The 14,094-nt window shown below is 38.2% G+C and carries 13 protein-coding genes; 5 read left to right on the top strand and 8 right to left on the bottom strand.

Annotation, left to right across the window (positions count from 1 at the left end; translation table 11 throughout):
- Positions 1-64 precede the first annotated feature (64 nt).
- The 4 genes from D9O48_RS13145 to D9O48_RS13130 form a co-directional block, all read right to left on the bottom strand.
- Positions 65-1,759, bottom strand: a complete 1,695-nt coding sequence (locus D9O48_RS13145) for a CocE/NonD family hydrolase (protein WP_126973445.1) — start codon at positions 1,757-1,759, stop codon at positions 65-67.
- A 97-nt stretch (positions 1,760-1,856) separates the two neighbouring features.
- A complete protein-coding gene (locus D9O48_RS13140; protein WP_126973444.1) occupies positions 1,857-2,198 on the bottom strand; it encodes a DNA-directed RNA polymerase subunit omega in 342 nt (113 codons plus the stop codon).
- Entirely contained in the window at positions 2,173-2,988 is an 816-nt protein-coding gene (locus D9O48_RS13135) for an outer membrane protein assembly factor BamD (RefSeq protein ID WP_126973443.1), read from the bottom strand. Before D9O48_RS13135 ends, D9O48_RS13140 begins: the two co-directional genes overlap by 26 nt.
- A 136-nt stretch (positions 2,989-3,124) precedes the next feature.
- Entirely contained in the window at positions 3,125-4,786 is a 1,662-nt protein-coding gene (locus D9O48_RS13130; RefSeq protein ID WP_126973442.1) for an OmpA family protein, read from the bottom strand.
- 193 nt (positions 4,787-4,979) lie between these two features.
- On the opposite strand from D9O48_RS13130, the gene D9O48_RS13125 reads away from it, so the two are divergent.
- Both D9O48_RS13125 and recJ read left to right on the top strand, forming a co-directional pair.
- A complete protein-coding gene (locus D9O48_RS13125) occupies positions 4,980-5,942 on the top strand; it encodes a polyprenyl synthetase family protein (protein WP_126973441.1) in 963 nt (320 codons plus the stop codon).
- A gap of 12 nt (positions 5,943-5,954) precedes the next feature.
- The gene (gene recJ / locus D9O48_RS13120) at positions 5,955-7,664 is read left to right on the top strand and encodes a single-stranded-DNA-specific exonuclease RecJ (protein WP_126973440.1); all 1,710 of its coding nucleotides are present in this window, start codon (positions 5,955-5,957) and stop codon (positions 7,662-7,664) included.
- A gap of 18 nt (positions 7,665-7,682) precedes the next feature.
- Here the strand turns inward: recJ and D9O48_RS13115 are convergent, their stop codons facing one another.
- The 4 genes from D9O48_RS13115 to rpsF all read right to left on the bottom strand — a co-directional run bounded on the left by D9O48_RS13115 (position 7,683) and on the right by rpsF (position 10,594).
- Positions 7,683-9,281 carry a L,D-transpeptidase family protein gene (locus tag D9O48_RS13115; RefSeq protein ID WP_126973439.1) on the bottom strand — a complete coding sequence of 533 codons (1,599 nt, stop codon included), beginning with the start codon at positions 9,279-9,281 and terminating at the stop codon, positions 7,683-7,685.
- A gap of 141 nt (positions 9,282-9,422) precedes the next feature.
- A complete protein-coding gene (gene rplI, locus D9O48_RS13110; protein ID WP_126973438.1) occupies positions 9,423-9,869 on the bottom strand; it encodes a 50S ribosomal protein L9 in 447 nt (148 codons plus the stop codon).
- A gap of 99 nt (positions 9,870-9,968) precedes the next feature.
- A complete protein-coding gene (rpsR, locus tag D9O48_RS13105; protein WP_126973437.1) occupies positions 9,969-10,235 on the bottom strand; it encodes a 30S ribosomal protein S18 in 267 nt (88 codons plus the stop codon).
- A 2-nt stretch (positions 10,236-10,237) separates the two neighbouring features.
- On the bottom strand, positions 10,238-10,594 hold the full coding sequence (rpsF, locus tag D9O48_RS13100) for a 30S ribosomal protein S6 (RefSeq protein ID WP_126973436.1): 357 nt from the start codon (positions 10,592-10,594) through the stop codon (positions 10,238-10,240).
- A 268-nt stretch (positions 10,595-10,862) separates the two neighbouring features.
- On the opposite strand from rpsF, the gene htpG reads away from it, so the two are divergent.
- From htpG to D9O48_RS13085, 3 genes are all read left to right on the top strand, one after another.
- Positions 10,863-12,719: a molecular chaperone HtpG gene (gene htpG / locus D9O48_RS13095; RefSeq protein ID WP_126973435.1), complete on the top strand. Its 1,857-nt coding sequence runs from the start codon at positions 10,863-10,865 to the stop codon at positions 12,717-12,719.
- Positions 12,720-13,079: 360 nt separating this feature from the next.
- Positions 13,080-13,460 carry an RNA recognition motif domain-containing protein gene (locus tag D9O48_RS13090; RefSeq protein ID WP_126973434.1) on the top strand — a complete coding sequence of 127 codons (381 nt, stop codon included), beginning with the start codon at positions 13,080-13,082 and terminating at the stop codon, positions 13,458-13,460.
- 155 nt (positions 13,461-13,615) lie between these two features.
- On the top strand, positions 13,616-13,948 hold the full coding sequence (locus D9O48_RS13085; protein ID WP_126973433.1) for a YegP family protein: 333 nt from the start codon (positions 13,616-13,618) through the stop codon (positions 13,946-13,948).
- Positions 13,949-14,094: the final 146 nt, after the last annotated feature.

The following is a 14,094-nucleotide window of genomic DNA, read 5'->3' as shown; positions in this document are numbered from 1 at the left end:
TTCATTTGCCTTTCAGAAGAGTAAAATCCGGTTATTCAGCACTTTTCCATCCGGTTAAGGTGGGCTAATGTACTTTTTCATTTATTTTCCATACAGGAATCTTAATATAACTATCGTTATGCCATTTTATCTTCAATGGCTCACCGGCATCCTGCAACGTTTCTTCAGCAACAGGTTTTCCGGATCCATAATTGATTATTTCAAACGGATGTTTATTGATGTTTAGTAATATTACCAAACGGCTTCCTGCACTCACCTTCTTACTCACAAACCTGGTGTTTGCAAAAGGGATACTTTCTTTTTTACCCGGGCTTAAAAGTTGTCTGATAGCATTATTTTTGGCATAACTGGCACGCCCCACATAACGTGTCAGAAAAAAATATTTTCCATCCGGCCTGAGCTCATACAGTGCTAATGAAATATCCATATCTTTTTTATTAATCGTGGTAAACAGATTTCCTGCAAAAGAGCCATTGATTAAAAATTCATTTGTAAATGGCGCTGAGGTAAAAATTAATCCGTTACTGGCATCCAGTGTATCAAAAATAATTTCCGGTGTAAAATAGTTGTGCTGGTTTTCGCGGTCAACAAAATCTACTGTTTGATGATTCGCTTTTTTTGCAGAAGGTTTTTTTACTGCCAGCACCTCCCCATCCAGATAAAAGGTAAATGTATCGTTGCTTACATTTTGTAATGCCGGCACATGTGTCCACCGGTTAGTTCCCATCACCTGAAAGTTTACTTTATCTTTTAGTAACACAGGTTTGGGCTTGTTTTTTAAAATATAATCCAGCCAATCATAAGCGAGGTCCATCATACTCACTTCAGCAACACTGTCAATGTCATAGCCCATTAAGTTTTTTGACGGCCTGCGTTGCGCGCCCCAATGATCATATGGGCCGATTACGAGGTAGTGATTGGCGTTTTTGTTATACCGGTTATGTTGTCTGAAATATTCAAGGGCGCCTATCTGCGAGCCGTCATAATACCCGGTTGTTGTTAATACAGGAATATTAATTTTTGAATATTCTGCAGGAGTCGGAACCATTGACTTCCAATACTGGTCATAAGCCGGATGTGCCAGCCAGTTTTGGAAAATGGGATTTTGTATCCCTGCCAGGCTATCCATTTTATTATAAGCAATACCTGAATTGAAATAATCAAACGGTAAACTTCGGGATAAAGGTTTGTTTTTGTAAATATTATCGTTACTCCAACCTAATAGATGGCTTAAAGGAACATTGTTTTCCATCGGAAAATCATAACCGGGCATCACTGCTACCTGCGGAACAATTGTTTTTAGAGCCGGATGAATATTTTTAACCGTTGCCCATTGAGCATATCCTGTATAACTACCGCCAAACATTGCTACTTTTCCATCACACCAGGGCTGTTTACTGATCCAGTCGATGATATCGTATACGTCAGTTCCTTCATGTTCAAAGGGCATGTAACGAGCCAGGTCAGTTCTCACTCCGCGTGTATAAGCCACTACTCCTACATAATCTTTATCTGCCGATCGCCTGGCAAAAACAGCGTCACCTGCCCCCTGGTAATAAGTGGTATAAAACAGTACTACAGGTAATGGGGATATGTTTACTTTTTTACGTACGATAACAGCAGAAATATCAATACCGCTTTTTGTCGGAATCAGTACACTATCCTGCATCAGATAAGTACTGTCATGCGATACGGGTTGTTGAGCAAAAGAAGCAATGCAGGTAAAGAGGGCGGCTAAAGCAATGAAGATGTATTTCATGGTAGTGAGTTAAAGCGACAGGTGTACATTGATAGATGACTAACAATAAAAAAGGCTGTCGGGTAAAGACAGCCTTGATATACATTAACAGCTTTTATTAGCTGAAAAGATCGTTATCGTTCTTACGATGGTAGATTTTATCTTCCAGAAACTCCTGAGTTGCTAAAAGAGCAGGATTTGGCATACGCTCATAAGCTCTTGAAATTTCAATTTGTTCTTTATTCTCATGAATTTCTTCCAAGCTATCAGTATGCGTAGCAAATTCGTCTAATTTGTTATGCAACTCTTCTTTCAAAGAGATATTGATTTGGTTTGATCTTTTAGCAATGATGGCAATACTTTCATAAAGATTACCGGTTTTGCTTTTGATCACTTTCAGATCTTTAGTTTCAGCAACACTTGAGATGTTGGCACTAATCTGCCGTCTTAATTTGCTCATTATTGAAAGCTTTGATATTGTTTTGAGTAATATTTAATAAATCATCTACTTGCTTACGATACTGACTGTTTTCATACCTGTCGATAAAGTCATTGATTTCAATAATCACTTTTTCGTAACGTTCAATCTTCTTTGTATCAATACTGCGTTCAGCGTAATTATAGTAAGATTTGATGATGTTCAATTTATACAAGTCACCTCTTTGCGTATCAGGGAAATCTTCGAGCACACTGTTGAAAGCGATAGCGGCAGCTTTATACTGGCGCATATTGTAATAAAGCTGAGCCGAATTTGATGCTTTGTCTTCCAGTTTATTTCTACATATTTCAATGATAGCCAATGCTTCTTTAGCTCTTTCAGACTTTGGATGCATGTTTGCAAAAGTCTGCATCAATCCGATGGTACGTTGCGTATTGGTCTGGTCAAGGTCCGGTTTGGGAGATTGGCGATAAAATGTATAAGCGCGCATAAACTCCATTTCTTCGGCTCTTGAGCTGGTAGGGAATACGTCAACGAACTGTTTAAAGAGGTTTTCAGCATTCATCCAGTCTTTTAAGTTATAAGCTGAATAAGCGTACTTATAAAACAAGTCTTCAAACTGGGGTTGCCCTTTATAGAGCGGAAAAAGCTCCGCATAAAGCTGGGAGGCCCAGTTATACTTCTCATTCAAATAGAACTTATCAGCCATTCTCAGTTTGTACTCATAATCATTACTCTTCTGAACTTTGGTAAATTCAGTACAGCTACTAAGGAGTACGACCAGTGAGAGAATAAAGATGGATAAACGCATAAAAGTGGACAAAATTACTAAAATAATCGCAATTAAAAATAAGAACTTTAAAAATAAGGAATTGATTCGTTAACAAAAACAAAAAACCTCCACAATGTGGAGGTTTTTCGACAATATGTAAAGATTTATAGATCTATTAACCTCTACGGCGTAAGTTCGGGTGAGGAGCCGGAACGGTTGTCGGTCCTTCTTCACCTGTACCATCGCGCAGATCAACGGTATTACAGTCGCCACCTAATTCACCATATTTGAAGATGAAACGGTCAGCACTGATACCTTCTTTCTCTACCAGGTGGTTGATTACAGCATTTACACGATCCCAGCTTAATTGTTGTTGAGATTTGTTAGATGCGCAATAACCTACTACAGCGATTTTACAATCAGGGCTATTTTTGATTTGTTGAGCAACAGAAGCTAAAAGAGCTTTAGAATCATTGCTTAACGCTACAGTATTGCCTTTGAAAGTAATGCTTGGTAAAGCAGAGATATTACATTTAGATTTAGGTGACCAGTTCTCCATCATTTGTTTGATTTCGTCGCAACAAGCTGGAGGAGGACAAGTACCAACACCATCAGCATCAACTGGTTGACATTGAGTTGGAGTGATTTTCTCTTTATCTCTGTAATCAGGAACACCATCACCGTCGGTATCCAGCGCAACACCACGGGTGTTAACTGCTGCACCTGCTGGTGTATTTGGCTCTAAATCGAACTGATCAGGAACACCATCACCATCAGAATCATCTAAGATTGGCTTAGGTAATTTCATGTGGCGAGGTCTGTTGATTTCGTTGTAAGCGTAATCCAATGGATTTAACCACCACAATGGAGCAACAGATTTTGATTTGTTTCCGATGTTGAAGTTCAAACCTAAAGACAGGTTATTAAGGATATCTTTATCCGGCGTTAAAACGCGAACAGCCTGACCAGCTACTACTGTTTCCTGGAACTGTACTCCGTCGATTAAATCAGACTTAGGAACAGTTACTTTGTTTTCGATTGCTAATGATACGCGGTCAGATAATTTGAACTGCATACCGGCACCGAAAACGACAGTTGGTTTGAACGGCTTGTCGAACAATTCAGCTTCGTCACCGTTTCTTGGTGCATCCGTTTCGTAATTACCGTCAAAGATATTATCCTTTAGCTCTTTCCTAATGTCTTTGCGGTTATCGCGGTTGTTAGGAATAGCCAGTGCAGAACTGAAGTTATATAAACCGCCAGAACTGTTCAGGATATCTAATTTAGTGTCATAAATCATACCTCCGATACCTCCGAAGAAGTAAAGGTTAAACCCGGTTTTCGCTTTGTGAAAACGTAAGTTATTTAAGGTGATTACCCCTTGTAAACTACCATCAATAACTGTGGTTTTGTAGTTGTGAAATACTTGCGAACTAGCTGATCCTGGAGGAGCAGTGTAAGGTCCCCATTGGTCGTGAGGTCCTGCATATGAAGGTCTCCAGTTTAAACCTTTCCCTACATTATATCCCAATTCACCTCGAATAGAGAAAATATAACCTATTGCTTTACGAACGTGTAAACCAGCGCCCCAGGATGGTAGAGATGCAACATCTCCTCTTACATTAAATAATCCACCTTTGAGACCGATTTCCCACTGGTTTCTTGGTTTCGCAGGAAAAGGATAATCGTTTGCCATGAATTCAGCGTGCTGCGGCAATCTATTAGACGGAACATAAGATGAGTCTTGAACATCGTATGTACCTCCGATTTGTGCGTAAGCACCCGAGAAAACAAGGCATAATAACGCAAATAGACTTGTGTACTTTTTGCTTGCCATAACTAAAGTTTATGTGAAGGATTAAGAAACATATCCGAATTACTTGCAAAAATATTAATAGAATCCTAAAAACCAAATATTTTTCTACTACTCAGTTCACTGGATTTCATCATACTATATGCAATTATTAATCCAATAATTTAAAGGTGCAATTCCATTCGAATGTATTAATTTGCGACAACTAATTTTTAGAATGAAATTATCACAACAAATACTCCGCGATGAGCTGGTCATTTTTGACACTTACTTCAAAGAAGCTGTCAAAAGTCAAGTGCCTATGCTCGACCGCATTATGCGTTTTATCGTTAATAGAAAAGGTAAACAGTTAAGGCCTATGTTTGTTTTACTGACAGCCAAACTAAACGGTTCTATAAACGATGCTACTTATAGAGCTGCTTCCCTTGTAGAGTTGTTACATACTGCTACATTGGTTCATGATGACGTTGTTGATGAATCTCTAGAAAGAAGAGGATTTTTCTCAACATATGCCCTCTGGAAATCTAAGGCGTCGGTATTAGTGGGTGATTATCTTCTAGCAAAAGGTATGCTACTTTCTTTAGATCATAGTGATTTCGAAATTCTGAAGATCCTATCTAACGCTATTCGACAAATGAGCGAAGGCGAACTCCTTCAAATGGAGAAATCCCGTTCTCTAAATTTAAACGAAGATATATATTATAACATTATAAAAGGCAAAACGGCATCACTTTTAGCAGCAGCCTGTGCTGCCGGTGCTTATAGCACCTCCCAAAATCCTGCCACAACTGAAAAAATGAGACAGTTCGGAGAGAAGGTCGGCATGGCATTTCAGATCAAAGATGACCTATTTGACTATGGTAATGAAGCAGTTGGAAAACCAACCGGGAATGATATTAAAGAAAAGAAACTAACCCTGCCCCTCATATATACACTTAACAATATTGATCCTGCTCAACGAAAAAAAATTATTTACATTTTAAAAAATGAAAATAAAAACCAGGCAAAGGTTCAATACGTAATAGATCAGGTAAAGGCTTTCGGCGGCATTTCCTATGCTGAAAATGTGATGTACCGTTACAGAGATGAAGCATTAGCTATTCTCAACGAATTTGAAGACCGCCCGGTTATTGAAAGCCTGGAAGAATTGGTGCGTTTTACCACCGACAGAAAATTTTAAAGGAACTTGTGTATGCGAAATAAAGAATGGAGACTGGTACCTTATCACCATAAGGAAGTGGATGTGTTGTTCGCCGAATTACAACAAAAAATTCCTAAAGAATTCTGCAATATTTATTTACATAGAGGTATCCATAACTTAACTGATGCCAAACGATTTTTTAACCCTTCAGAAGATGATCTGCACGATCCTTTCTTAATGAAAGACATGCAAAAAGCACTCGACAGAGTACTGCTTGCATTTCATCGGAAAGAGAAAATTCTTGTTTTCGGCGACTATGATGTTGACGGTACTACTGCCGTTGCCATTATGATCAAATTCCTTAGAAAAGTATATCAACCCCAACTGGTTGATTTCTACATTCCCCACCGGTACAAAGAAGGTTATGGTATTTCAAAACAAGGAATTGAGTTTGCCGCCGCCAATGATTTCAGCCTTATTATCAGTGTGGATTGTGGTATAAAATCACACCAGCTGGTAAGTCTTGCAGACAATTATGGTATTGACTTTATTATTTGCGATCACCATACACCCGATGCAACAGTACCGGATGCTGTTGCTGTACTAAACCCAAAACAAACTGATTGCTATTACCCTTTTAAAGATTTATGTGGTTGCGGTGTAGCTTTTAAGCTGATCAGTGCCTACAACAAAAAAAATGAACTTTCTTTTGAGCACCTCGAAGAATATCTCGACCTCGTTACCACTGCCATAGCGGCCGACATTGTTTCAATTGTTGGCGAAAACAGAGTATTGGCCAGCCTCGGATTACAAAAAGTAAACAAACAACCCAACTTTGGTATCCAGGCATTACTGCAACAAAGAACGGATGATAAAAAAGTAGATATTGAAAAGTTGGTTTTTACCGTAGCACCGCGTGTAAACGCTGCCGGTAGAATGGATGATGCCCGTAAAGCAGTAGAATTATTCATTGCTCCTGATGTTGCAGCCGCCCTGCTCATCGCCAACGAATTGCATGTAGATAACGAAGAAAGAAAAGATACTGATCAGCTCATTACAGTAGAAGCTTTGGAACAATTAAAACAAAATGAAGAATTTCCTCAACAAAAGTCTACTGTTGTTTATGCAGAACACTGGCATAAAGGAGTGGTAGGAATTGTAGCGTCCAGACTGGTTGATTATTATTATAAACCAACTATTGTGCTCACTCAATCGGGAAATATTATCGCCGGATCTGCCAGAAGCGTTCATGGATTTAATATTCATGACGCTATTGAAGCCTGTCGTGAACACCTGCTAGGATATGGCGGACATTTCTTCGCCGCCGGTTTAACCATGCGTCCCGAACAACTTACTCCATTTGTAGAAAAATTTGAACAAGTTGTACAAGGTACCATAGACGCAGACTCACTGACTCCAATTCTTTGGATAGATGATTTTTTAACTTTTGAGCAGATTGATACAAAGTTTCTGACGCTTTTAGACCGTCTGGAACCTTTTGGCCCGGATAACATGCGTCCTATCTGGAGGTTCCAGCAAGTAAAAATCATCCAATGCAGATTAGTCAAAGAAGAACATATCCGGTTAGAACTTCAACAAGGAAAATACCGGCTTACCGGTATCGGTTTTAAACTGAAACACCTCTATCAATCAATACTTGAAAATAAAGAAATTGATATAGCTGCGGCAGTAACCATTAATTGCTGGAATGGAAAAGAATATCCACAATTATTGATTTACGATATCCGCCCCAGTCAGTAATGTTTTGCTGAAGGAGTATTATTTTTTGAGAATTGTTTTAGCTAAACGGTCATCCCTTTTATAAATGTCTTCTCTGAACTGTAAAGCTCCTTCACCTGAAACCCATGCGGTCAGGTAAGCAATAAATACTGGTACCGTTTCTTTCAACTGTACATACCTCTCTTTTCCTTTATGCATAGCGGCAACAATCTTTTCTTCAGTCCATTCAGGTTCATCACGCAACAGGTACTTCGATAAAAAGAGCGGATCTGCTACCCGGATACATCCATGGCTAAAAGCACGGTTTGACCTGCTGAACAAATTTTTAGAAGGTGTATCATGCAGATAGATATTATAGCTATTAGGAAATAAAAATTTCACTAATCCTAAAGAATTATTAGGGCCTGGCTTCTGGCGAACCGTATTCCCATACTTCTCCATATTATGTTTTTCAAGATAGGCAGGATCTTTGGCCATTCCAGGTACGATCTCCGCTTTGTAGATACTATTCGGAACATTCCAATAAGGGCTAAATACCACATATTTCAATTCACCATAAAAAATTACCGTTTTATGCAATGCTTTTCCAACCACCACATTCATATCCCACAACAAAGAGTCACCTTTAAAAGCATATAATTTATAATCAGGTATATTTACCACTAAGTATTCATTACTTAGCTGAGCAGGAACCCAACGGCATCTTTCCATATTAATCATAATCTGCTCAATTCGTTTTTCTACAGAAACATTCATCGCAGTTAAAACTCCTGCACCGATAATTCCATCACTTTCCAGGCCGTTATTTTCCTGAAACTTTTTTACAGCATCCAACAACTCCTCATTGAATACCATTGAAGAGTCATGAACCGCCAGTTCTCCCGTTTTAACCAGTCTTGTTTTGATTGCTATGATTTCTGGTAAACTATCTTTTAACTGAATTTTTTTCAGCTTGGTATGAATTTGTTCCCAGCCACCGGATTCTGAAAGCTGATAATATTTTTTCAACGCATCTCTTAACAGATAATACTGTTTATACAGTGGTTTTTCAAAATTGCTTTGGTTGGAGGAATTTGACAATAAGGAGTCAAGATAATCTCCTGCATTAACTTTTTTCCGGGGCAGATACCATTCCTGAGCGATCGATTCTTTTTCATCTACTCCTTCCCAAACGTGTTTTGCATAATAGAAATAGAGTGCGGAAAGCAACAGTTCAGTCTGATAATCTTTTTCTACTGATAAGACCTGATCGGCCATCATCATACTGTCTAACTCATCAATATAAGGAGGAAACATTCTTAATCCTTCATCCTTCAGATTACTCAGCCGGTTGAATAAATTATGCGCAGGTTCTGTTAAACCGTTCTCATCAAACCAGGCGTATCTGCGTTCGCGCATCTGATAGAATGCGGTTACTGCACTGTCATAAACTTCCACATCTTTGTATTGTTGGAAAAACGCACTGATCTCATTATCTGTTAAAACTAATTTTCGCTGATTAGAAAAGTTCCCTTTAATAGAGGCGTCTATATTGGTAGTTGCAGGAAGAGAATCCTTTTTATTCAATCCGTTTTTAGATGAGCTATTTTTACAGGCAACACTACAAAAAAGAACCGATAAAAGAAGAAGATACCGCATAATTAAGGTTTGATCACTGCAAAGAAAGGAATAAAATGTAAATAAAGGGTTGTTTCTGATAAAATGGCCGGTTAGCAGTATTAGATGCAATAAAAAACCCTCCCGGAATGGGAGGGTTTAAGCAAAATATATGAGGTTAGATTACTCTGCTACTACTTCGAATTCAACTTCAGTAGATTTACCGTTACCGAAATCGATAGTTGCTTTATAAGTACCTAATTCTTTTACATCTTCTGCGATAGTAATTTTCTTACGATCGATGGTGTAACCTTTTTGTTCACGGATCGCGCGAGAAATCTGAAGAGAAGTAACTGCACCGAAGATTTTACCAGAAGTACCGGTTTTAGCACCGATTTTAACAGGTCCTTCGTTCAGTTTAGCTACTACCTCGTTGATAGCTGCTAACATCTGCTCTTCTTTCTTACGAATCACTTTTAATTTTTCTCCTAAGTTTTTCAGGTTAGTAGCGGTTGCTTCTACTGCGAACTTTTGAGGAATTAAATAGTTACGTGCATAACCGTTTTTAACTTTTACTACTTCATTAGCAGCACCTAAGTTGTCAACGTCTTGTATAAGGATAATATCCATTTTATCTTAATTTGTTCACCGTTTAGCCCGTTCCTGTTTCCCAATTCTTTGCAGAACTGTTTCCCGGAGAGCGGGATTAGGGAGCGGTGGGGTGATGGTTTACTTTAAAAGATCCGTTACGTATGGTAATAAAGCCATTTGACGGGCTTTTTTCACTGCCTGAGCTACTTTGCGTTGGAATTTCAAAGAGTTACCAGTGATACGACGAGGTAACATTTTACCTTGCTCGTTTAAGAATTTCTTTAAAAATTCTGCGTCTTTATAATCAACGTACTTAATTCCGTATTTTTTGAAACGGCAGAATTTCTTACGAGGTTTTTCCGTCTTAATGGCGGTAAGGTATTTAATTTCGTTTGCTTTTGCCATGATTAAGCCTCCGCTACTTTTTCGGTTCCTGTAGGTACACCACTTCTCTTTTTCTCATTGTACTCAACGGCGTATTTATCAAGTACAGTGAACATGTGACGTAAAACACTCTCGTCACGTAATAATTGAATCTTTAAAGATTCGTTGAGGTTGGTTGGCGCTTTGTATTCAATAACCCAGTAGATAGCTGTGGTTTTCTTTTGAATAGGATAAGCCAGTGATTTAAGTCCCCAAGGGTTTTCGTGCACAATTTCACCGCCATTTTCCTGAATGAAGCCAGTGAATTTTTTCTGCGCTGATTTAAAATCATCATCAGAAAGCACAGGGGTGAAAATCACCATCAATTCATAATTGCTCATGATCCCTGTAATTTTAATTTTTAAATTGGTTTTAGCCCATTGGTATCCAAATCTTTACGAATCGGATATTCTGCCAAGTACAGAATTGGGAGCGCAAAACTAACACTTTTTTGGGATATTACGAAAATAATATGCAGCTTTTTATGGGGCAGGAAAGAAGATTTCTGACACAAAAATCAACCCGCTGTCAAATTTACCACTTTTTCAGTTATTTTAACGGTTGGCACCTACTTTGACAAGGTTCAAACGATTAAAATATTTATCCATTATGGCAACAGGAACTATTAGTGTACAAACAGAAAACATCTTTCCGGTAATTAAAAAATTCTTGTATTCTGATCATGAAATTTTCATGCGCGAGCTGATCAGTAATGCTGTGGATGCCACTCAAAAGCTGAAAACACTTTCCTCCATCGGGGAAGCTAAAGGAGAATTAGGAGAGCTGAAAATAACAGTAAAAGTTGATACCGAAGCAAAAACGATTACTATTTCTGACCGTGGGGTGGGTATGACTGCAGAAGAAGTAGAAAAATATATCAATCAGGTAGCTTTTAGCGGAGCTGAAGAATTTGTTCAAAAGTACAAAGGGCAAAACGAGAATAGTATCATCGGTAAATTCGGTTTAGGATTCTATTCTGCTTTTATGGTGGCCGACAAGGTAGAGATTTTCACCAAATCATTTAAAGAGGATAGTAAAGCCGCTCACTGGATTTGTGATGGCAGTACTGAATATACTTTGAATGAAACCGACAAACAAGAAAGAGGCACTGACATTATCTTACATATTTCGGAAGAAAGTTCAGAGTTTTTAGATGAGTTCAGAATTATTCAGATTCTGAAAAGATTCTGCCGCTTTTTACCAGTACCCATCTTCTTCGAACCTACAGGTGAAGGAAAAGAAACTGAGCAGATTAACAATACTCAACCTATCTGGGTAAAAAAACCAAGTGACCTTACCGACGAAGATTATCAGAATTTTTATAAAGAACTCTATCCGTTCAGTGAAAAGCCTTTGTTCTGGATTCATCTGAATGTTGACTTCCCTTTTACACTTACAGGCGTACTCTATTTTCCTAAGATTAAACAATCTTACGAAATTCAGAAAGACAAAATTCAACTCTACAGTAACCAGGTATTTGTTACCGACGAAGTAAAAGATATCGTACCTGAATTTTTAATGCTGTTACATGGAGTCATTGACTCTCCGGATATTCCATTAAATGTATCCAGAAGTTATTTACAGGGCGACCCGAATGTTAAAAAGATCAACAATCATATTACTAAAAAGGTAGCTGATAAATTAGAAGAAATTTTTTCAGGCGACAGAACTTCGTTCGAATCAAAGTGGGATAATTTAAGCCTCTTCGTGAAGTATGGAATGATGACCGACGATAAATTTCTGGATAAAGCCAATAAATTTCACCTATTCGAAGGCGTGAGTAGCGGCGGTTCTGATGCCGGCACCAAATTTTATACACTTGAAGAATACAAACGGGCAACAGAAGTTTTACAGAAAAATAAAGATGGTAAAATTGTAATCCTGTATTCGAACGATCCGATTGCTCAACACAGTTATATTAAAGCGGCGCAACAGAAAGGTTATGTAGTTATCAAACTCGACACACTGGTAGATGCAGCTTTTATTAATCAGATGGAATTGAAGTGGGCGGATGTTTCTTTCAACCGCATTGATTCAGATATTACTGATAACCTGATAGATGTTCAGGAGAATACCGAATCTGTATTATCTCAGGAACAAACTGATCAGTTGAAAGATTTATTCAAAATCAATATCCCATCACTACAAGTGGGGGTAGAAGTGAAAGGGCTGAGCAAAGAAGCGGCACCGGTAATAGCTACTCGTCCGGAAATGATGCGCAGAATGAAAGACATGGCTTCTCTACAAGGAAGTATGGGCAGCTTTTACGCCAATATGCCCGACGAAGTAACATTAACAGTGAATGGTAATCACCCGATTTATCAGGACTTATTGACAATCAACGATGTTGCTTTAAAAGAAAAGAAAGTCAGAAACCTGGCTGATCTTGCCTTATTATCACAAGGATTATTAAAAGGCAATGCTTTGTCAGACTTTATTCAAAGAAGCGTTGATTTAATGAAATAGCTCTTTGACTTGTTGTACATTTCTTTATGATAACAGGTACTGCATCATTCAGTGTTGATCATTTAGAAAAATAGTTACAATAAAGCATATACGTTTTACAGGTGAAATGGATTGAAAACTACCTCTATTGATCAAAACTTAGCTAAAAGAAACAAAAAAGTTATTATCAATCAATAGATTAGTAATTAGTCTGTAAAATCTGTTATTTTTTTTATGAAATATCAATTTATTTGTTATCTTCATTATTAGTTAATTACACTTAGTTATCATCGGTTGAAATAATTTCCCTATGGTTTTATAATTTCAATGTGTTACTACTGTGAATTACCTGATTTTAGATCATTTAAAATTCTTATTACAATGAACATTTATGTAGGGAACCTCTCTTGGCAAATGACCGATGAGGAACTAAGAACCTTATTCGAGCAATATGGCTCAGTTACATCTGCGAAAATCGTTACTGACAAAGTGAATGGTCGTAGCAAAGGATTCGGATTTGTTGAAATGCCGGAAGAAAATGAAGCTCAGAATGCATTAAGCAGCTTATACGAATCAGAAGTTTTAGGTAGAAAAATCATCGTTAACGAAGCTCAACCAAAACCACAAGGTAGCCGTGATGGCGGTGGTTTCAAGAAAAGAAGCTTCGGCGGCGGCGGTGGCGGCGGCTTCCGCAAAAGCGGCGGCGGCGGCGGTGGATACAACCGTGGCGGCGGCGGTGGTGGTTATAACAGAGATTATTAATCACAACTATACTGAAAAAAAGCCTCTAGCAATAGAGGCTTTTTTTATGCCCATATACCAAGAGATTCTTCATTAGTTAACATCTGCCCTGTTAACAATTTAGGGAAATTGCTTATATTGTTACAAATAATTACCTCTACTTAAAAGAATATTGTATGGGAAAATTTGTTATCAGCTTACGCAAAAATGATGAATACCAATTCAATTTAAAAGCAGGAAATGGTGAGATTATTTTGAACAGCGAAGGTTATACGTCTAAAGCCAGCTGTCAGAATGGAATAGAGTCGGTTCGTAAGAACTCAACGGATGAAGCCAGGTATGAGCACAAGGAAGCCAAAAATGGCAAGTATTACTTCAATCTGAAGGCCGGTAATGGCCAGATTATTGGTACCAGTGAAATGTATGAATCTGAGGCAGGCAGAAAAACCGGAATCGCTTCAGTCATGAAGAATGCGCCGGATGCAACAGTAGAAGACACCACATTGTAATGATTCTAAAGGGCGGAATGCCCTTTTTTTAATTCTTAATTCTTCATTAAAAATTAAGAGTGTGTGGGACTTCCTTGTTCCTTGTTCAGGTGTAGGCATAAAAAAAGCCTCCATACTCGCGTATGAAGGCTTCAATAAATATGGCA

This window comes from Gynurincola endophyticus (assembly GCF_003991195.1).
In the GTDB taxonomy this organism is placed as follows: domain Bacteria; phylum Bacteroidota; class Bacteroidia; order Chitinophagales; family Chitinophagaceae; genus Gynurincola; species Gynurincola endophyticus.
This window is presented reverse-complemented; position numbering and strand designations above follow the sequence as displayed.